The 19,847-nt window shown below is 60.4% G+C and carries 16 protein-coding genes and 1 tRNA gene; 5 read left to right on the forward strand and 12 right to left on the reverse strand.

The window, feature by feature from the left end; genetic code table 11:
* The first annotated feature begins 20 nt into the window (after positions 1–20).
* Together CVM50_RS16910 and CVM50_RS16915 are read left to right on the forward strand one after the other, a co-directional pair.
* Positions 21–1,085 carry an ABC transporter permease gene (locus tag CVM50_RS16910; RefSeq protein WP_085886516.1) on the forward strand — a complete coding sequence of 355 codons (1,065 nt, stop codon included), beginning with the start codon at positions 21–23 and terminating at the stop codon, positions 1,083–1,085.
* A complete protein-coding gene (locus tag CVM50_RS16915; protein ID WP_085886515.1) occupies positions 1,082–1,858 on the forward strand; it encodes an ATP-binding cassette domain-containing protein in 777 nt (258 codons plus the stop codon). Before CVM50_RS16910 ends, CVM50_RS16915 begins: the two co-directional genes overlap by 4 nt.
* Before the next feature lie 614 nt (positions 1,859–2,472).
* Here CVM50_RS16915 and CVM50_RS16920 read toward each other — a convergent pair.
* Genes CVM50_RS16920 through CVM50_RS16930 form a run of 3 tightly spaced genes read right to left on the reverse strand, consistent with a single transcriptional unit; the run spans position 2,473 to position 5,278 of the window.
* Positions 2,473–3,237: an ABC transporter ATP-binding protein gene (locus CVM50_RS16920; RefSeq protein WP_085886514.1), complete on the reverse strand. Its 765-nt coding sequence runs from the start codon at positions 3,235–3,237 to the stop codon at positions 2,473–2,475.
* Complete coding sequence (locus CVM50_RS16925) at positions 3,234–4,271, reverse strand: FecCD family ABC transporter permease (protein WP_085886513.1); 1,038 nt, start codon at positions 4,269–4,271, stop codon at positions 3,234–3,236. The genes CVM50_RS16920 and CVM50_RS16925 overlap by 4 nt, the downstream gene beginning before the upstream one ends.
* Positions 4,268–5,278 carry an ABC transporter substrate-binding protein gene (locus tag CVM50_RS16930; RefSeq protein ID WP_085886662.1) on the reverse strand — a complete coding sequence of 337 codons (1,011 nt, stop codon included), beginning with the start codon at positions 5,276–5,278 and terminating at the stop codon, positions 4,268–4,270. Before CVM50_RS16930 ends, CVM50_RS16925 begins: the two co-directional genes overlap by 4 nt.
* A gap of 336 nt (positions 5,279–5,614) precedes the next feature.
* On the opposite strand from CVM50_RS16930, the gene CVM50_RS16935 reads away from it, so the two are divergent.
* Entirely contained in the window at positions 5,615–6,592 is a 978-nt protein-coding gene (locus tag CVM50_RS16935) for a zinc-dependent alcohol dehydrogenase family protein (RefSeq protein ID WP_232618278.1), read from the forward strand.
* Between the two features lie 172 nt (positions 6,593–6,764).
* Positions 6,765–6,838, forward strand: a tRNA-Cys gene (locus CVM50_RS16940).
* Positions 6,839–6,907: 69 nt separating this feature from the next.
* Here CVM50_RS16940 and CVM50_RS16945 read toward each other — a convergent pair.
* Both CVM50_RS16945 and CVM50_RS16950 read right to left on the reverse strand, forming a co-directional pair.
* Positions 6,908–7,924, reverse strand: a complete 1,017-nt coding sequence (locus CVM50_RS16945) for a tyrosine-type recombinase/integrase (protein ID WP_232618279.1) — start codon at positions 7,922–7,924, stop codon at positions 6,908–6,910.
* Positions 7,921–8,130: a hypothetical protein gene (locus CVM50_RS16950; protein ID WP_085886512.1), complete on the reverse strand. Its 210-nt coding sequence runs from the start codon at positions 8,128–8,130 to the stop codon at positions 7,921–7,923. The genes CVM50_RS16945 and CVM50_RS16950 overlap by 4 nt, the downstream gene beginning before the upstream one ends.
* Before the next feature lie 366 nt (positions 8,131–8,496).
* Here CVM50_RS16950 and CVM50_RS16955 point away from each other — a divergent pair, with 366 nt between their 5' ends.
* Complete coding sequence (locus CVM50_RS16955; protein WP_157792215.1) at positions 8,497–9,021, forward strand: helix-turn-helix domain-containing protein; 525 nt, start codon at positions 8,497–8,499, stop codon at positions 9,019–9,021.
* 93 nt (positions 9,022–9,114) lie between these two features.
* Here CVM50_RS16955 and CVM50_RS16960 read toward each other — a convergent pair whose 3' ends face one another.
* The 7 genes from CVM50_RS16960 to CVM50_RS16985 all read right to left on the reverse strand — a co-directional run bounded on the left by CVM50_RS16960 (position 9,115) and on the right by CVM50_RS16985 (position 19,635).
* Positions 9,115–9,963: a hypothetical protein gene (locus CVM50_RS16960; RefSeq protein WP_085886510.1), complete on the reverse strand. Its 849-nt coding sequence runs from the start codon at positions 9,961–9,963 to the stop codon at positions 9,115–9,117.
* 38 nt (positions 9,964–10,001) lie between these two features.
* Positions 10,002–10,997 (reverse strand): hypothetical protein, encoded by a 996-nt coding sequence (locus CVM50_RS21455; RefSeq protein ID WP_143515553.1) that lies wholly within the window; start codon positions 10,995–10,997, stop codon positions 10,002–10,004.
* Positions 10,998–11,034: 37 nt separating this feature from the next.
* The gene (locus CVM50_RS16965) at positions 11,035–14,262 is read right to left on the reverse strand and encodes a type I restriction endonuclease subunit R (protein ID WP_085886509.1); all 3,228 of its coding nucleotides are present in this window, start codon (positions 14,260–14,262) and stop codon (positions 11,035–11,037) included.
* Positions 14,259–15,482 (reverse strand): restriction endonuclease subunit S domain-containing protein, encoded by a 1,224-nt coding sequence (locus CVM50_RS16970; RefSeq protein WP_085886508.1) that lies wholly within the window; start codon positions 15,480–15,482, stop codon positions 14,259–14,261. Before CVM50_RS16970 ends, CVM50_RS16965 begins: the two co-directional genes overlap by 4 nt.
* The gene (locus tag CVM50_RS16975; protein ID WP_085886507.1) at positions 15,479–17,500 is read right to left on the reverse strand and encodes a type I restriction-modification system subunit M; all 2,022 of its coding nucleotides are present in this window, start codon (positions 17,498–17,500) and stop codon (positions 15,479–15,481) included. Before CVM50_RS16975 ends, CVM50_RS16970 begins: the two co-directional genes overlap by 4 nt.
* A gap of 112 nt (positions 17,501–17,612) precedes the next feature.
* Positions 17,613–19,340, reverse strand: coding sequence for an N-6 DNA methylase (locus CVM50_RS16980; RefSeq protein ID WP_085886506.1), 1,728 nt, complete (start codon positions 19,338–19,340; stop codon positions 17,613–17,615).
* A 19-nt stretch (positions 19,341–19,359) separates the two neighbouring features.
* Positions 19,360–19,635 carry a hypothetical protein gene (locus CVM50_RS16985; protein WP_085886659.1) on the reverse strand — a complete coding sequence of 92 codons (276 nt, stop codon included), beginning with the start codon at positions 19,633–19,635 and terminating at the stop codon, positions 19,360–19,362.
* Positions 19,636–19,847 lie beyond the last annotated feature (212 nt).

Raw genomic sequence — 19,847 nt, forward strand, 5'->3', positions numbered from 1 at the left:
TGTCACGGGAGGGACAGCTCATGAGCCAGGATGACGCTTACGAGGATGTCGTCAAAACGCGGCGAGAGGAGAGTTTCGCCTCGTTCGAAAGCCGGCAGAAGGGCCTGCTGCACAAGGTCCACGATGTCCTTCACGGGAACCCCGCGCTGGTGCCGCTGATCGTCCTGCTGGCTTCGATCGCAGTCTTCGGGCTGCTGCTGGGATCGCGGTTCTTCTCGCCCTTCGCGCTGACGCTGATCCTGCAGCAGGTGCAGATTGTCGGCATCGTCGCAGCGGCGCAGTCGCTGATCATCCTGACCGCCGGGATCGACCTGTCGGTGGGGGCGATCACGGTGTTCTCCTCCGTCGTGATGGGCCAGTTCGCCTTCCGCTACGGGATCCCGCCCTCCATCGCGGTGGTGTGCGGGCTTGGGTTCGGTACGCTCTGCGGCGCGCTGAACGGGCTGCTTGTCAGCAAGATGAAGCTGCCGCCCTTCATCGTCACGCTTGGCACGTGGCAGATCATCCTGGCGTCGAACTACCTCTATTCCCGGAACGAGACGATCCGCTCTCAGGACATCGAGGCCAGCGCGCCGATCCTGCAATTCATGGGCACGCGGTTCGAGGTCGCCGGCGCGGTCTTTACCATCGGTGTGGTCTTCATGATCCTGCTGATGCTGGGGCTCGCCTGGGCATTGAAGAACACGGCCTGGGGGCGGCATGTCTATGCCGTGGGCGACGATGCCGAGGCCGCGGCGCTGTCGGGCGTCAACGTCCACCGCACCCTGATGTCGGTCTACATGCTGGGCGGCCTGATCTGCGGCTTTGCCGGATGGGCGCTGATCGGGCGGCTCGGCTCGGTCTCCCCCACCTCGGCCTACGAGGCGAATATCGAATCCATCACTGCCGTGGTGATCGGCGGCATTTCCCTGTTCGGGGGGCGTGGGTCGATCCTGGGCGCGCTGTTCGGGGCGCTGATCGTCGGTGTCTTCTCCCTGGGGCTGCGGCTTCTGGGGGCCGACGCGCAGTGGACCTACTTCTTCATCGGCGTGCTGATCATCGTCGCCGTCGCCGTGGACCAATGGATCAGAAAGGTGTCGGCATGACTGAGCCCGTTCTCTCTGCAAAGAACCTGACCAAACGCTATGGCAAGGTCACCGCGCTGGATAACTGCGATTTCGAGCTCTACCCGGGTGAGATCCTTGCCGTGATCGGTGACAACGGGGCCGGCAAGTCCACCTTGATCAAGGCGTTGTCGGGGGCCGTGACCGCCGACGAGGGCGAGATCTACGTTGAGGGCAAACAAGTCCGTTTCGCATCGCCCAACGACGGTCGTGAGGCCGGGATCGAGACCGTCTACCAGACCCTCGCCATGTCGCCCGCGCTGTCGATCACCGACAACATGTTCATGGGCCGCGAGATCAGGAAGAAAGGGTGGATGGGAAAACTCCTGCGCCAGCTCGACCGAAAGGCGATGGAGGATTTCGCCCGGCAGAAGCTGTCGGATCTCGGATTGATGACCATCCAGAACATCAGTCAGCCGGTCGAGACCCTTTCGGGCGGCCAGAGGCAGGGGGTCGCAGTGGCGCGGGCCGCGGCCTTCGGGTCGAAGGTGATCATCCTCGATGAACCGACGGCGGCCCTCGGCGTCAAGGAGAGCCGCCGCGTGCTGGAACTGATCCAGGACGTGAAGAAGCGGGGCATCCCGATCATCCTGATCAGCCACAACATGCCCCATGTCTTCGAGCTGGCCGACCGGATTCATGTCCACCGTCTTGGCCGTCGCCTCTGCGTGATCGATCCGAAGGAATACAGCATGTCCGACGCCGTGGCCTTCATGACCGGCGCCAAGGAGCCAGACGGCCCCCGGGCGGCCTGACGCGGGGGGCGGGCGGCGCGGCCTCCTGCCCCGCAACGGCACGGGCTGAACCTTCGAATCGCGGGTTTCGCAAGAACGCTGGCGCGCCTTTTCGATGGAAACCGGTGGCCCGTCGCGATCCCCATCTTCGACAGGTGGATGGAGATTGCGCGCGCCTGCGGGAGCCGCGGTCCTCTTGGAACCTCGGCATCCTCCTCGGCGCCCCCCTGAACCCAATCGTTCGGCGGCGGGTCAGTCGGTGATCCGCGCTGCGCCCCCTAGGCTGCGATGCGTAGGGGGCTTCTCGCTGGTCGACCAGGGGCGCTCGCCTGTCGGTCAACACCTCTCTCGGCGCCAGCTGGATGGATGCCGAGGGCCGCTGGCACGGCTGGACCGAACTGGCCTGGAGCCCCGCCACGGGGCAGACGCGGTCACCGGCAGCTAGGGCGTGCTGCGGTCAGGCGCCCATGATGGCAAAGGCGAGGGGCGAAAGGACACGTAGTGTGTTGCCAGGCGCTGCGTCCGGTCAGGCCGCCAGGTTGCTTGCATGTGGTAGCGCCACGTTCACGCCTGCACGGCCAGGGCGTCGGCGCGTGCAGCGGGGCATTCCATCATCCTGCTCGATCCGAAGAGGCTCATTCTGCGCTGAAGCGGATATGCGGGCGACCGGCATCTTCCGATACGCCGATGTGTGCCGAGACGCGAAACACATCGCGCAGGGTATCTCGCGTGAGCACGGCCTGGGGCGTCCCGCAGGCGCAGATAGCGCCCTGTTGAAGGACCACGATGCGGTCGCAGAACATCGCGGCGAGGTTGAGGTCGTGCAGGGCGATGATGCTGGTCAGGTCGAGATCGCGCACCATGCGGAGGATCTCGATCTGGTGATGAATGTCGAGGTGATTGGTCGGCTCGTCGAGGAACATCACCTTCGGCGTCTGCGCCAGCGCGCGGGCGATATGCACCCGCTGGCGTTCGCCGCCGGAAAGGGTCTGCCAAGACTGCCGCTTGCGCGAGGTCATGCCGACGCTCTCGAGCGCTTCGCCAACCGCAGCCTCGTCGGTTTCGGACCAGCCCGCGAGCGCCGAGCGGTGCGGCGTGCGCCCGAGCCGCACCACGTCCGCGACGGTGACATTGGTATCGGTCGCGGAGCTTTGCTGGACGAAGGCCACCTCGCGCGACAGCGCCTTGCGGGAGACCTGCGTCACGTCCTGGCCGTTGATCTCGACATGCCCCGAGGTGGGGCGCCGCAGCCCTGCCAGGAGCCTCAGCAGGGAGGACTTGCCCGATCCGTTGGGGCCGATCAGGCCCAGCGTCTCGCCGGGTGCGACCGTCAGCGACACGTCCGACACTATGGTCCTGCGCTTGACGCCCCAGAAGAGGTTTTCCGCAACGACGCTCATGCCTGCGGCCTCGCACGGTAGAGGATGATGGCGAAGAAGGGCACGCCCACCAGCGCGGTGACGACGCCGATCGGCACCGTCTGCTGCGCCACGATCACACGCGACACGATGTCCGCGGTCACCATGAATATCGCCCCGATGACCGCGCATGCGGGCAAAAGGCGCATGTGCATCGGCCCCACGACGAAGCGCGCGGCATGGGGCACGACAAGGCCGACGAAGCCGATCGCGCCGACCATGCTGACGATCGTGGCCGTCATCACGGCCGTCAGTGCGAAGAGCACGAGCCGTATCCGCCCCACCGGTACGCCGAGCGCCGCCGCGTCCTCGTCTCCGAAGGTGAAGGCGTCGAGGGCGCGCGCCAGGTAGATGCAGAGCGCCAGGCCCATCGGCACGATCAGCATCAGAAGCTGGACGTCGGGCCAGCGCACGCCGCCGAAGCTGCCCAGCAGCCAGAACATCACGTTGCGCGCCTGTTCGGCATTCCCGGACGTAGTCACGATGTAGGAGGTCAGGGCGTTGAACAGCTGCGAGGCGGCGACGCCGGCCAGGATCGTGTGGTTCGGCCCGCTGGTCGCGCCGTTCGACAGGATCGCCACCACGCCGAAGGCCGCGAAGGCCCCGGCGAAGGCGCCGGCCGAGAGCGAGAGGCTGCCCGCACCGACGCCGAGCACGATCACGCAGACCGCGCCGGTCGAGGCGCCGGCCGAGATGCCCAGCACGAAGGGTTCGGCCAGCGGGTTGCGCAGCAGCGCCTGGAGAATCGCGCCGCAGAGCGACAACCCCGCCCCGGCAAGCGCCGCGACGAGCGCCCGGCTGAGGCGCAGATCCCAGACCACACTTTCCTCTATGGGCGGAAGCTCGGCGGAGGTCAGTCCAAGCCCGTTGGTGATGGCCAGGGACACGGTGCCGAGCCCGATCGTGTAGTCCCCGATGGCGGTCGCGAAGGCGATGGCAAAGGCCAGGACCGCGGCCGAGACCAACGTCAGCAGCCCGAGCCGCACCATGCCGCGATCCATGACGCCCGTACTCATTCCGAGAGGTCGAGCGCCTCGAGCTGCTCGGCTACCTGCTCGGCCCCGTAGAGGGTCTGGATGCTGGCATTGGTCGCGGCGCCGGGCATCACCACGATGCGGCCCTTCTGCACGGCCTCCATCTGGCTGACGATCGGATCGTTCTCGAGAAAGGCGATCTTGTTCTCGGCCTCGTCGAGGCTCCAGCGCTTGCGGTCAACCTGGGCCGCGACGATCACGGTGGGATCGGTCGCCATGATGCCTTCCCATCCAAGGGTCGGCCATTCGGAGGATGCCTTGACGGCGTTGGTGCCGCCCAGAAGGTCCGCGATATAAGTTGAGGGGCCATTGCCGCCGGCAAGGTACGCATCGTCTTCGGGCGAGGGGCTGGAGAACCAGAACAGGAAGGACAGGTCCTCACGGTCCTCGAAGCGCCCGCGCAGGGCCTCCTCGCGCGCCTTCAGTTCGGCGATGACGGCCTCGCCGCGATCGGCGACATCGAAGATGCGCGACAGGTCCTCGATCTCCTTGTAGAGCTGCTCCATGGTCCAGAGCTCGGAGCGCGCGCCGTAGATGTCGGTGGAGACCTCGGTCACCGAGCAGGCACTCGGGGACAGGTAGGTCGGAATGCCCAGGCGCTCGAAATCCTCGCGCTTGGCGACCTTGCTGTCAGGCCCCATGAGCGTGACCAGCATCGCCGCCACGAAATCGGGCTGCTTTGCCAGCACCGATTCCAGCGAGGGAAATTCGACCGTCAGAAGCTCCACCTCGTCATTCGCCTCGGCCAATTCCGGCAGCACCGTGTTGGGCCAGAAGGCGGTTGCGGCCATGCGGTCCTCGAGCCCCAGCATCAGCATGATCTCGGCGCTGTTCTGTCCGAGGGCGACGGCGTTTTGCGGCGCCTCTTCGAAGGTGACCGACTGCCCGCAGTTTTCTATCGTGAGGGGGTAGTCCGTTTCTGCCAGGGCCGCCGAGCCAAGGCAGGCCGCAGATGCGATTGCAATCGCCATGATCGTTTTGTGCGGCATCGAGAGCGCCCCCATTGTCGAGTGTATCTGTCGGAAACCCGACTAGTGGCGTCCGGCGGCGATATCAAGGTGTTTTGCTCAGGAACTTCACCGCGAGGCAGAAGAGCGCGCAGACTCGTGTGACCACCTCCTGAGCAGCCGGTCATGCCAAATGCGAACATGAGGTATTCACGATCAACGCGGCACAGCGCCGGACACTCACGGCGCAGACCATCAAGGGCGGCTCTGGACCGTGAGCGACGTCCGCTGCTGTCTGCCCGGTGCCCGACCCGCGGCGACGTCGCATGGCCGGATCCAGCCTATTCCTGACGCTCTTGTCTTGGGCTAAGGCAACGCATGTCCAGCAAAAGCCTTCCGGTGCGCAAGCGTGTCTCGTTCATCTACAGGGCGTTCGGCGCGCCACAAACGACCCTTGAAATGCTTGATCGCGAGCTGCCGCCCCGCGCCCCTGGGACATTTCGCGTGAAAGTCTCACATGCGCCGGTCAATCCCTCCGATCTGATCCCGATCACCGGAGCCTATGCCCATCGGATTTCGCTGCCGGCCGTCGCGGGATACGAAGGTGTCGGGCGTGTGGTTGAAGCTCCGGAGGCCCTCTCTCACATGGTTGGTCGACGTGTCCTGCCGCTGCGGGGAGAAGGCACCTGGCAAACCTATGTCGAGTGTCCGGCCCACCATGCCGTGGAGGTGCCCGACACGATTCCCGACATCGTTGCGGCGCGGGCCTATATCAATCCCATGGCTGCCGCCACGATGCTTCGGCTTTGGCCCGCCTGCGGCAAGGTGGTTCTGCTCAGTGGCGCGGGATCTAGCTGTGCCGAACATCTGGGGCGGTGGGCCATCGCCCACGGAGCCACGCGTGTCATGGGTACTTATCGTTCGGAGAGCCGGAAGGGTCGGTTGCGCCAAATGGGCATCGAACCGATCTCAACCCAGGATCTCGGCACCATTTCGAAGGCCTCCGCCTTGGCCGACATTGTCTTCGACTCTCTTGGCGGCGACATCGGGACACATGTTCTGGGAGGGATGCGCGGCGAGGCGAACTTCGTGGCCTATGGCCTTCTGACGGGCAAACCAGTGACAACCGGAGCCGGGCTCAGGGCGCGCTATCACCGGTTTCACATGCGCGATCATTTCACGGTCCTGGCAAGGCAGGGCATGCAGGCCGCGTTCTCGGAAATCTGGCCGTTGCTCGCAGAGGCCCCGCCCTCAGAGCCAAGAGTATTCCCGGCCCCGCAATGGCAACAAGCCCTTGCCGAGGCCGAACGCCCCGGTGGCCAGAAGCCGATACTCGACCTTTCCAGCCTCAGCTGAGGAAGGACAGCGTCGAGCGCCACCGTCGCCCTTGCCGAACTCCGTCTGGCGACCAGGCCAAACGTCGCTCAGGCTGGACCAAGAACGGAACAGGAATGTGTGGGAAACTGTATGGCAGAACCACTTGCGCAACACCGTCGAGTCGTCTAAACGCCTGAAACACACCACGGATGGCGAGTTGGCGGAGTGGTGACGCAGCGGATTGCAAATCCGTGTACACCGGTTCGATTCCGGTACTCGCCTCCAATATTTTCAAGCGCTTAGCAGCTTGAAGTCTCATAGTGTATCACTCCTAGTATCAGTTTCTCTGTTCGTTCATGATTTGGTTCGGAACCGTTCGCGCTTCGCATGCGCGAGCTTCGCCTGCATTTCTTGCCGCGCTTCCCCCGCATATTTGCGGATCATGGACTTCGACATGTGGCCAGAGTAGCTTGCAATCTCGTCGTCAGTGCATCCAGCGTACGCTAACTCCTTCACCCCCCGGTACCTCAGGGCGTGAAGATCGTATTTGCTCAGACCCAGCCTGGCTCGCTCCTCTCGCATGATACGAGCGAGCATGTAGTATGACATCGACGTGCCATCGGCCCGCGCCAGAATTGGCCGTTCTGGCAAGGGCGGCGCCTTTAGGCTTGCCTTAGCGGCATCGAGCTTCAGCTTGAGCTCCTCGGTGCATGGCAACTTCAGCGAGGTGCCAGTCTTGTTCTGGACAAGCCTCAAACTTTCCCCGTCGTAGTCACCCCAAGTAAAGCCGACCCAATCTCCTGGCCTCTGTACGCTGCCGATCCCTATCTCGAGGATCAGCTTTGGCAACTCGGCACCTTCTTCGCGCATCTTTTGGACCGCATCGTCTGGCCAAGCATAGTGGGGCTTCTGTCGTTCTTTCGGAACCGCCAGTCGCTCGATACCCTCGGCTGGGTTATCAGTCCGCCAACCTTTTCGCCGAGCCAAGCGGGCCAATAAGGTGATCGCTACGGGGATGTAGTTCGCAAACCTCACACGATGAGCATTCGCATCCATGGCTTCATAAACGTGCTTGGGACGCAGCAGAGAAACGTCTTTTGATCCAATCTTTTCATCGAGATAGAGAAAAATCGGCTCAAGGTCCTTTCGGTAGCGAGCCGAGAAATTCGCCCATTTCTCGGTCTGCTTGAGCTCTACGATCAGTGGAGACCAAGACCTTCGCGCATGAATGGCTCGACCGCTCAGTATCTGCCAATACAGCGCATCAAACTCTGAAGTCCCTTCAAGCGCGTCGATCGGATAATAGCGCCCAGCCTTACGAACATACCAACGGCCCGATGGATGCTGCCAAAGGTACTTTTTTCTTTTCACCAGTCGACCTCATCCATGCCGTCAATTTTGCTCCCCTGATCGAGCTTCCGTATGTCTTCTGAATTCCAGCGCGACACGCCAGGCGCTATCTCGCGTGCTTTCGGGAGATGGCCGTCCATGACAAGCGCACGGAACTCGGTAACGCCCATGTCCAGCAGACGTGCTGCGGTCTCCTCCTTCGCGAAGAATGGAGCAATCCTCGACATCACTAACGCTCCTCGGGCGATTTTGCCCCGGTCTTGCATTGGACCCTTGTGCCGTCAGCCTCCGCTTCAAGAATCGCCTTAAGGTGATCGGAATCGAGAAGCATGGTGCGCCCAAGTCGATAAAACTGACCCAATCGGCGCGCATTGGACCGCAAACGGCGGGACGACATGACAACGTTTTGAGACCGCAGCAGCTGGCACCATTGTTCTGGCGTGCGGCATTCGCCGAGAAACTCACTTCTCATATCAACCTCCTTTCGGCAAAAGGGTCGTATGGAACCCATGTCCGTCACACTTAGGCACAATGAGACCCATAGAAATCCATGTCAAGCCATGGTAGGCAGGATGCGACCCATAGGAGTTCAAATGGACAAGTTTCGCTTCAAGCCCCAGCCCCCAGAGACCTTGAAGGACCAAGGTCCTGACGTCTTTGCGGAGACTCAAGATAGGGAGCGAGCGGCGAAACGAGACCGGTACGCGATCGACAAGGGACTGCAACGCCTTCGAAAGCAGTGGAAGCTGTCACAAACGGAGATGGGCAAGCTGATGGGCGTATCCCTGCGCACTTACCGCTTTTACGAGCAAGGCGAGCGTGCGGTTCCCAGCGAGGCCATCAAGGAGCTTCTGATCATGACGGGTTGCGATCTAGAAGAGCTCTTCACAGGTAAGCCTTCGGTCATCGCACCAGAGAAGGCCGAAGCTCTCTTGCAGCACTACGACCGGGTGCAGGACGCTCTACTCTCAGTCCACCCCAGCCTCACGATGGTTGAGGTAAGGAAGCTCTCTCATGTCTACGTGGCGGTAAGTGATCCCGAGCAGCCCATTGATCTCGACAAGGTCTCAAACTTCTACAACGCAATGTTTCGAGACGATGACATTTCCCATGACTGAGTGCCCCCGCTGACGGGGCGCCGGATGAGCCTGCGGGACGTGGTGCAAATGCTGGAGCGCGCGGAGACGCTGGGTCGGCCGCGTTTGCGTTGATCAGCGAGCGTAGACCCTGGCCGAATCCTCAGGTGTGAAGGTAGGCTCTGAGGAAATTTCGAACACCAGCGCCGGGAACGCCTGCTTGCCGACAGGTGTGTCGACTCTCAACTTGGTCGAAAGGTCATCCACGAGGCCGAGGCCACAGCTCGCAGCGGCGCGCCCGGCGGCCAGCACCATCCCAACGTTCTGGAAACGCCCGACAACTGCCAAACGCCCCGTCGGGCGCATCCAAGACTTCCAAGCTGCGAAGTACGGTGCAAACTGCGGGACGAAGTCCTCACTGCACCCTGGGCAGTATTCATATCGACCAGCGACTGCGGTTCCATGTGGCTTGCGAGAGGGATGGAAATTCGCAAGGTCGAAGCCAAAATCACAGATGACCAGATCGTTCTCGGGACGCCCCTCTGTATCAAGGTAGTTCCCGCAGGCGAACTCGGATCCAGTGAGTTCGGAGGCAATGTCGACAAGGCTCGGAATGGCGTCAATGCCGCCGACGGACACGCCAGCAATCTCGGATTGAAGGAATGCGCTGGCAAAGCCAGCGCCAGACCCAACTTCAAAAACGCTTGATGCCTCCGACGCCAAGGCAACCGTTCGCAACCATGCAAGGCTGGCGCGGTAGCGCGGAGCATCGTGAGAGAAAAGGATCGCGGCCTGCTTCAGGGTCTCTGGCAAAGGGTACAGGTCACATCCAGTCGCCATGTTCATGGACATCATCGCCCAGATCTCTTCGACTTCATCCTGTTTGTCAGGGGAGAGCGATTTCTGGAAGCGTTTGTCGATCTGCGCCGGCTTGACGTCGAATTGCATGCCGATCTTCTTGAGGAAAACCTTGGGGTCTTTCATTAGTCTGCCTTGCTCGTTCATTTCAGTTGAGCTGAGCTTCACACGATTTTCAAATCAGGCTGCGGAGGGGGCTTCTTGGCGCTTGCCGCCAATTCTTCCTGGTCCTGCCTGCAGGTGTGGCACAAGCCCGCGTCCACCTCGGGGTGGTTTCCCGAAATCACGTTTCCACGGCATTTTCCATCGAGGCACTTCTGGCGTGTTACTGGATAGGACTGCAGGCACACCTCGCACTCAAGGGTGTCTCCGCTTTCTGATAAGAAACAAGTCTGAATTTCAGAGAGATGCCAGTCACTCCAATCATTTTCAGCTTCATACAGGCATTTCAGGCAAAGATATCTGCGGGTGGACTTTTCTCGATTGAGTAGCCTCTTGAATTGACCCTTGGTCAGCAGTCTTTGGAGGAATGGAAGAAAACGAAAAACGTGGTTTTCGCGTGACCAGTTTTCGTCTTTCTTCCAGTATGAATTGGTTCCGCGCTCAGAAAGCCTCAGCCATTCATGCAGAAATCTTCGGTTTGGCCAGAGGCTGCAGAACTGCACGGTGAGAGCTTCAACGAGAAATTTGGGATCCAGTGACGTGAAACTCTCACCCATATGTGTCGACTTGTTCCTCAGTTTTCGTAGCTCGTTGAAGCTGTCGATAAACCGATCCGGCAGAGGTGTGGTGCCGAAAACCTTGATAGCATTTGGCAAATCGACTGCATCAATTGTTCTGAGGTCAGAAAAATCGATATTAGTCTTGCCGGACTTCAACGCATCTCCGTGCCCGAGCAATAATAGGTATGGTGAAACCTCACAAAGTGTGGCCTTCATCGCTAGTTCCGACGCCTGTGCGATATAGCTTGTTGTCATTTCGAGTTCACGGTTTGCTGTTGCCGTGAATGCAGCCCATTCATCCGCACGAGCTTTAAAGTCACCTTGCTCGTCCATTTCGAAATCTTCGATGAGCCTGAGTAAGCGTTCCCACGCGTCGAAGTGCAGCGACAGCGCAAAGTCATGGAGCCTTTCAGCTGAAGGAAGGTTCAATACTGGCATGCCAAACCGCGCTGTGTTCCTGAGATAGGGATGTCGCTCATGCTCCCGGCCCCTCCAGATCGATGTGCCCACCTGACTTCAGCATGTCGTAGACGACGGCATTCAACAGCCCGAGCCCCTGCTTGTCGGTTTTCAGGAGCATCGTCGCCAGGGCCGCATGCGAAGACATCGCGCGTGCGACTGCCGCCTCAACAGCGCCGGGCAGGTTGCCCTTCATTGCCTGCTCTTTGGTGTTCTTCTCCACCTGAGCCATGACGTTCCCGTTTTCACGAGTGATGGACGCAATCTGGTTCACGAAATTGATCTGGTCGTTCAGAGGAGTTGCCTCTCCGAAGATGCCATTCAGCTTCTCGATGATCTCCCGGATGTAAACCGGCAAACCTCCAGGCTGCGGTGAGCCGCCCGGCCCGACCGGCGCGAGAGGTTCTGCGGGCTCGGGAGCTTTCCCTGTCGGGTCCAGTTCCTTGATGTCGTAGCCGGTCAGGGTGATGCCCATCAAGTCGACGTTCTGCAGCGGTACACCGTCGAGACGGTTGGCCAGCAGTTTCGCAAAGGCCGCGAAATTCTCGAGGTCGGGGTCGCCGAGGTCGATCAGCTGCGCAATGTAGGCATAGGTCCGCGAGAAGCGCGCCAAACCGGCCTTGAACTCAGTCATCTGCCCGATTGCTTCGGCCGCCTTCCGGCGATCATGGTCAGCCTTCTTCTTCGCTTCTTCATTACCTGAAGCCTCAGCTGCCTCGAAGGCGTCCTCCGCATCCTGCGCGACCTTTCGAAGATCCTTGAGGCGGGCATTGTAAGTGTCGGTCGGCGCCTGGGTCGCTGCGTACATGGCCCGATGCTCGGTGTCGCTTTTCGCTGCGAAGGCCGCAGCGGTCTGGTATCGGGCGATGCTGAAAGCTTCCACGTGCGAAAGGTCGTAGATGCCTTGCTCGTCGAGCTGGTCCTTCATGTCGTAGATGACATCCAGGTCCTGTACCTGTTCGATTTTGGCGCCGCTGTCGTACTGCTGAAACGCAGCCTCGATGGTCTCGGGATCATTGATAAAGTCAATGATGAACACGTTTTCTTTGCCGGGGAAATTCCGGTTCAGGCGTGACAGTGTCTGAACGATCTCGACGGCATTCGCGATCTTCTTGTCGATGTACATTGCCACCAGCTTCGGCTGGTCAAAGCCGGTCTGGAATTTGTTGGCGACCAACATGACCCGGTATTCCGGCCGGTCGAACGCGATCCGAAGATCCTGCCCGCCCAGGCCCGGGTTCATGTTTGACTCGGTGAATTCGGCATCCTCGTCGACCATGAACAGGTCGTTTTGCAGCATCTCATCGCTGGGATGCATGGCTTCTCGACCGGTAATCTTGCTCGAGAATGCAACCAGCGCGCGGATGCCCTGGTAAGAAGGGTTCTGCTCGATGAAGGCATCGATGGCCAGCTTGTAGCGAACAGCTGCGGCACGCGAACTGGTGACGACCATCGCTTTCGCTTTGCCTTCGAGCAGATGCGCCACGTTGGCAGAGAAGTGCTCCATGATGAACTGGACCTTCTGGGTCACGTTCGTCGGGTGCAGCGCCATCCACTTCGCAAGCGCCCGTTTCGCGGCCTTCCCGTCAACCCGCTCCTCTTCCACCATGTCCTGACCGAGGTTGAACGCGGTCTTGTAGGGTACGTAGCCCTGCAGGACGTCCATGATGAAGCCTTCGTCGATCGCCTGACGCATCTCGTACTTGTGGAACGAGACCGGCAGGTTGTCGTCGGCAGCCGGCCGTGTCGGGTCTTCCGGGCGGCCGAATAGCATCATGGTCGAATGCTTGGGCGTTGCCGTGAATGCGAAATGAGAGACGTTTTCCGGACGCTTGCGGGCCTTCTGCACCTCGAGAAGAATTTCCTCGATCGTCATGTCCGCCATGTCCGTCTTCGAGGAAAGCGCCAAGGTCGCCTGCAGCTTCGACGCCGTGTTGCCGGTCTGGGAGGTGTGGGCCTCGTCGATGATCACGGCGAAGTTCTTGTTCTGCAGAGAGCCTTCGGTGAGGATGGCCTCCATAGCGAAGGGGAACGTCTGAATCGTCACGACGATGATCGGCGTGCCTTTCAGCATCGCCTCAGTCAGCTGCTCGCTTTTCGTCTTCGAGGTGCCCTCGCGATCGATCGCTGCGATCAGGCCTGCTTGGTGGTCGATCTGCTGAACGGCATCCTGCAGCTGGCCATCCAGCACGTTTCGGTCGGTCACGATGATCGCCGCGTCGAAGACCGGCGTGCCGTCATCCTGGCGCAGCTTCACTAGGTCATGTGCGGTCCAGGCAATCGTCGATGTCTTGCCGGAACCTGCGCTATGTTCGCACAGGTAGGACTGGCCCGGGCCCTTTTCCTTGGCGTCGGAGATCATCTTGTTGACGGCGTCGAGCTGATGGAAGCGCGGGAAGATCAGCGTCTCCTTGACGGACCAGTTACCTTTCAGGTCCACTACGTTCTTCTTCTCGACGTAAACGAAGTTGTGGAAGATCCGCAGGAAGGCATCCGGGCGGCAGATATCCTCCCAGAAATAGGACACCGGGTATTCGCCATTCTCGCCCGGCGGGTTGCCACCATGACCTTCGAAACCCTTGTTGAAGGGCAGGAAGAACGTGCCTTCACCCGCGAGCTTGGTCGTCATCCAGATCTCGCTGTCCGACATGGCGAAATGGACCACGGCACCGCGCTTGAAGGTCAGCAGCGGGTGCTTGCGCTTCGATACCGGGTCCACCGGCAGGCGATCCGTGCGGTACTGCTCCTTTGCGTGCTCGACCGACTGGGTGAAGTCGGTCTTCAGCTCGACGGTGGCGAGCGGCAGGCCGTTCAGGAACATCGCTAGGTCGATCGCCAGCTCGCGACCGGGATGGTAGCGCAGCTGGGGCACCACGCGCAGGCGGTTGGCGGCGTAACGCGCCAGGATGCTGGCATTGCGCTTGTCCTCGGGTGCAGCCTCAGAGATGTCGAGGTGCCCGGCGCCAGCGATGTCGAACCCGCGGCGCAGGACGTGCATGGTGCCGTGCTTTTCGAGGGCGTCCTCGAGGCGGTTCATCACCTTCTTCATGGTGTTGGCGCTGTTGGTGGCTTCCAGACGATCCCACTTGGCCTTCTGGCTATTCTTCAGCCAAGCCTCGAGGTCCTCGGGGTAGAGTGCGCGGTCCTGGTCGTATCCGGCCGAGGTGCCCACCAGCCAGCCTTGCGCCTGGAGCTTGGACACGATGTAGGTTTCGAGGTGCTTTTCGTGGTGCAGGTCGCTCATGCCGCGGTCCTTGCGTCGATTTTGCCGGTCACGGCGGCGGTGATCAGGGCAGAGCGTTTCTCTTTCAAAAGCTCAATGCTGCGTTCGGTCTTGGTGATAAGTCCGGCGATGCGGTCACCCTCCTGATCGAGTGCTACTGCAAGCCTCTTTTGTTCTGCCACATCAGGTACTGTGACAGGTACCACCCTAAGGTGGGGCCATTTAATCTGACGTTGAATGTCGCCAACGCTCATGGACGCCAGCATAAATTTTTCCACGTAAGGACGAGCGCGGAACATATAATTGGCGAAGCTGGGATCGATCTTGGTCTGATCAAGATGCAAAACGAGGTAAGCAGGGCTTACAATACCTCGATGGTTAGAAACACCCAGTGATCCGCGCCATGCTTGTTGGTTGTTCATGACCAAATCTCCAGGTTCAACCAGCTGATACTTCTCAAGGCTTTCGGCCGGCTTGTGAACAAGGCCCCCACCCTCTGAATATGGAATGACGCCCCTGTCGAGATAAACGGACAATAGCCCTTCTTCTGGGTGCCCTGAGACGGACTTCGATTTCGCAATAGACCAGAACGGGAAAACTTTCCAACTTTCCTTTGGAGAAATTGCTGCGATGATTTCTACGACGCGTTTTTCTGTTAGAAGCTCTATGAACCGGGACTTCTTCTTGATTAATCTGTCGATCTGCGAGGTCTCATGATCGAGGAAATTCACGACGGCGACTTGTTCATCGATAGAAGGCGAGACAATCGACATTCTGCGCAGATCTTCGAAGCCCAACGACTGTCGAAGGCCTCCGCCCATCGAATAGAAGACCTTTTGCACGTCATAAGCACGCATAAGGTAGTTCATGAATGCAGGCAGAATGCCTTCAAACTGAGCCGCCAAATATGCAGACGTGATGATGCCGCGCTCGGAGCAGATTGCACTTCGAAGGCTGCGTTTGTCGTTCTGCAAATCAGTTAGGCGAAATATAACATCATCGGGCTCAACGATTTGATAGGTCTCGAAGCTCTCCGGCAACAAGCCATTGGGGGTGTTAATGTCTTTGCGAACAATCTCCCCGTAGCTTAGAGACAGGAGATTGTCTTCCTTCATCCCCTTGTTCTTCACCTTCCGTTCGCGTGCCAAAGCGTAGAAGGGTTTTTCAACCCAATGCGAGGGGATTTCCTGGATCCACGGCGCAACAGCGGGCTTGAACGAGGTATGTTTCGGCAGGCTCATTCCGTCACCTCCGCCAGCATCCCGGCAATCTCAGCTTCCACAGCTTTTAGCTCGGCGTCGATATCCTCCAGCTCGCGCGGCGGCTGGTATTCGTAGAAGTAGCGGTTGAAATTGATCTCGTAGCCCACGATGCCAATGCCGTTATCTGTCTCATCCCGGAAGGTCTCGTCAATGTAGGCGTCTTCCGCATGGGGCAGCACCTCGGCGGCCAGGTAGTCGCGGATGTCTGTCCCCAGCGGCACGTTCTCGTGGTCCGTCAGGTCATCATCCGGGATCACGTTGCCCTTCTTGTCGACCACCTCGTCGAGTTCGGGGGCACGCACGCCGAAGGCCTTCTGGAACGCCTTGATCAGGGCCGCATCGACCTTGCCCAGGGCATCGGTGCGCTTCGCGGAGTTCTTGGCGAAGGACTCCATCCAGTGCCAACCTTCTTCGCGGTCCATGTTCTCACGGAACAGGTCCAGCCAGGCGGCCTGCTCCTCGGCGGACCGCTTCTCCCACGCCTTCTCGTCCGCCAGTGCGGCGATGCCGTCCTCGGAGAGGACCATCTTCTTGCGCAGCGGGCGCAACACCTTGATACGGCGATAGCCGAACTCGGTGCTGTCGAGGATCAGGCTTTCCTTAGACGCCTCAAATTCGGAGTACATCCGCACGATTTCGCGCGTCTGCTCCTCGCCGACCTTGCGGCGCTTGTTGCCCTCGCTCTTGCGCAGGGACTCGTAAAGACCGGTGGCATTGATCAGCTGGACCTTACCCTTGCGATGAGCGGGTTTCTTGTTAGACAGGATCCAGATGTAGGTGCCGATCCCGGTCCGGAAAAAGATCTCCGTCGGCAGGGCGATGATAGCCTCAACCGCATCCTGCTCGAGCAGATGGCGACGGATCTCGGATTCACCTTGGCCAGCGTTGCCGTTGAACAGGGGAGACCCCGACAGGACGATCGCCGCGCGGCCGCCGCCGTTCTCGGGGCGTTCAAGCTTGCTCAGCAGGTGCAGCAGGAACAGCATGGACCCATCGCTGACGCGCGGCAGCTTGGGTCCGAAGCGGCCCTCGAACTGCTGCTCCTTGTGCTCGCGGGTCACTGCAACCTGATCCATCTCCCATTTTTTTCCGAACGGGGGATTCGAAACGCAGTAGTGGAACTTCTCCGGTCGGTGCTGGTCGTCCGACAGCGTGCTGCCTAGCTTGATGTTCTTCGACAGGTCGCGGCCCGGGTCGGACTCCACCGTCTTGAGCAGCATGCTTGCAAGGCAGACCGCATGGGTCTCGGGTTCGAGCTCTTGGCCGTAGGGGATGATCACCGGGGCAACCTTGAAACGGTCACGCAGGTTGGCGAAGTGCTCCATGCCGTCCGACAGGAAGCCACCGGTGCCGCATGTCGGGTCGTAAAGGGTGCGGATCAGGCCTTCGTCCTGGCGGAACAACTCGTCGTCCGGCTCCAGCAGAAGCTCGATTGCCAGGTGAACCACGTCGCGCGGCGTCATGAAGTCTTCCGCAGCCTCGTTCACCTCGGCGCCGAACTTGCGGATCAGGTGTTCGTAGACGTTGGACATGGTCCGCTCGGGGACCGCCTCGGGGTGCAAGTCCATCGCGGCGAAGTTCAAGCAGATCTTATAGAGCACACCGGCCCGGTCCATGCGGGCGATCGTGTTGATGAAATCGAACTGGTCGAAGATGACCCGGGCGTTGTCCGAGAACTGACCGATGTAGTCCTCGAGGTTTTGACGGGTCCGCGTCGCACCCAGGCTTGCCAGGGTGTAGTTCGAGGTGTTGTAGAACGGATAGCCGGTCTGCTGGCGCAGCAGCACGCCCATGTCGATGCCACTGTCCTTGAAGGTCTCGACTGCTTGCAGGGTGGTTTCGCGCGTCGGTTCGAGCACGCATTCCAGGCGGCGTAGAAGGGTGAACGGCAGGATGATCTTGCCGAAATCGGTGTGTTTGAAATTGCCCCAGAGGTCGTCCGCGTTTTTCCAGATGAAGTCCGCGAGGGTCGTGTTGTTCTTCGTTTCTTGGCTCAAGGCCGGTCTCCAATTTCGTAGTGCAATGCTCGACCTACCGGGAAAGTAGGCGCAAGGATTGCGGATTGATATAGCTGGTCGCCGGAATTCTTGTGGAATCCCGGCCTTTTATTCAGTCAGTCGCTCGGAGCTTCTGATGCGGCCAGCAGGCGGCCCTGTCATCCTCGAGTTGCTTCCGCAGCTCCTCGATCCGGACGAGGATTTCCTGCCGGCGCTGGAAGCCCTCGTGCATCTCCGTCAGGGTCTCGAGGTCCGGCAGAGGGATCGGCAGCGCTTTGAGGTCCTTCATGCCGATCGACTGGATCACCGCGCCGCCGGCAAGCGACTGAATGTGCTCCTGCACCGTCGGGTCAGAGAGGTACTCGTAGAGCGTCAGCGCCGCGATGCCGCCGCGCCGGGTGGGGCGCAGGATCATCATCGACTGGCCCGCGGTCCAGATCGTCTCGGCGTTTTCCTCCGGGATGCCTTCCGGCACCAGGGCGACCGAACCCACGGTCCCCTTCACGGCGATGAGCACGTCGCCAGGGATCAGGCGCTGGTTGCGAGCCTTGTTGTACTTGGCCGCACCCACACGCACGGCGCGCCTCGGTTCGCCGACGAACCCGTCCAGTCCGATGTCCGACGGCATGGCCTCGAGCAGGGTGAGTTCACCCCCTTCATCCTCGGAAATGCTGACTGGGCGGATGAACTCGACGAGCTCCTCCAGTGCAGCGACATCGTGCTTTGCCAGAAGCGCATCGATACGCTCGCGGGCCCCTGTGCTCAGGTATCGGTTCGGCACGAGCACGAGGTTGTTCTCGCGGATTTCTTCGAAGGAGACGTCCCGCGCCAGCGCGCGGTCCTTGACCTTCGCTCCGGCCGCCAGGTCCGCCCAGGATGCGCTCGGCAGTACCTCGAACCGACCACGGCGCCCCTTCGAGGCCACGAGCTCATGCCCGAGGTCGACAAACCGCACGGTGTTGCGCTTCCCGTCCGCCGGCGACAGGGTGACGAGCAGGGTCGGAATGGCCGTGTTGGTGAACATCATGCCGGACGGCACACCCATGATCGCTTCAAGGCGATCGCTGCGCAGGAGGTTTTCCCGCGCCACGGTCTCGCTGCCGACCATCCGGAACATGGAGCCCGGTGTCGTCGAGAGGATCACTCGACCAAGCGTCATCTCCATCGCATCGGCAATGGCCAGGGTTTCTGAGAGCAGACGCCCGATCTTCCCGCGCTCCAGACCGAGGCTGGCCAGGGTGCGCTGCGGAATGGTGTGGTCATCTTTCCCGGTCACGCCGAACGGCGGGAGCATGACCTCGACATCGGTCTCGCTGACCCCAGGGCGATCCCAGCCCCAGTCGATGTCCAGGGAAACCATGCCCTGCAGATCGAGGATCGTCAGAATGTGCCCCATCATGCTCGACTGACTCGCGGAGGGCGTCACGAAACGGATGTTCGGAGCGCGTCCGGCAAGGACGCAGTCCATCGTGTAATCCAAGCAGGGGCGCATGGCGGCCGGATAGGAGAACCGGACCAAAGCTGCGTCTCCGATCATGGCGATGAGCTTCTGGCTGGCCTCAGGTCGGATCCACTCCTCTCCGAGGAAGCGGTCGTCGGAGACAGCATCAAGCAGTTCAGACAGCGTCCGATAACGCTCCTGCTGCGTGGTGCCGAGGATTGCGCGGCCTACGCCTTCAAAGATTTGGGCGACCTCCTTGCGCAGCGTATCGGCGCATTCGAGCGCTTCAAGCGGCCGGTTGTCGCCAACCAGGTTTGCGGTGATCTCCAGGAGCCCGGAAACACCCTGCGAGAGGGTCATGGCAGACCTGAGCTGGTCGAGGATTTCTTGAGTTTTCATGATAACCTAGAGGCAGGAGTTACTTATTTTTGGCGAGCTTAGCGTTAAAGCTGTCGGTGTGATAGGTGGTAATCAGGGTGCCGTCCTCGGCTATGACCACCACGCCGCCCTTCTTGCGGGCATCGTCGAGAAGTTTCTTCCTGAGGCGCATCTTCTCGTTTTCCTGGTCGATGATCCTCGTGGTCAGGACGTAGCGATCGCCGTCCATCTCACCCAGCTCGAGGGCGAGATCGGTCAGGCCTTTCCTGATGCCGCGTTGGTTCATCCTGCAATCGAAATGGGTGGACATGTTCATGAGGGGACGCTCCGTGTTGATGATGGAGTTATGCACGACCTGGATACACGAGTCAATGAAAATTAAATAGGCAGAAGCTACCTTTTTATAATTGAGATGCATGTTTCTTTCTGCTGCGGGGGGCCAGACAAGAATTTTTGCCACCTTGCCCACGGAAATCCCGCCCCTACCAACCGTCGGTTTCAGTCGTCAAGCATCTCTCTACAAGTGAA

It is taken from the genome of Pseudooceanicola marinus (assembly GCF_002786295.1).
In the GTDB taxonomy this organism is placed as follows: Bacteria; Pseudomonadota; Alphaproteobacteria; order Rhodobacterales; family Rhodobacteraceae; genus Pseudooceanicola; species Pseudooceanicola marinus.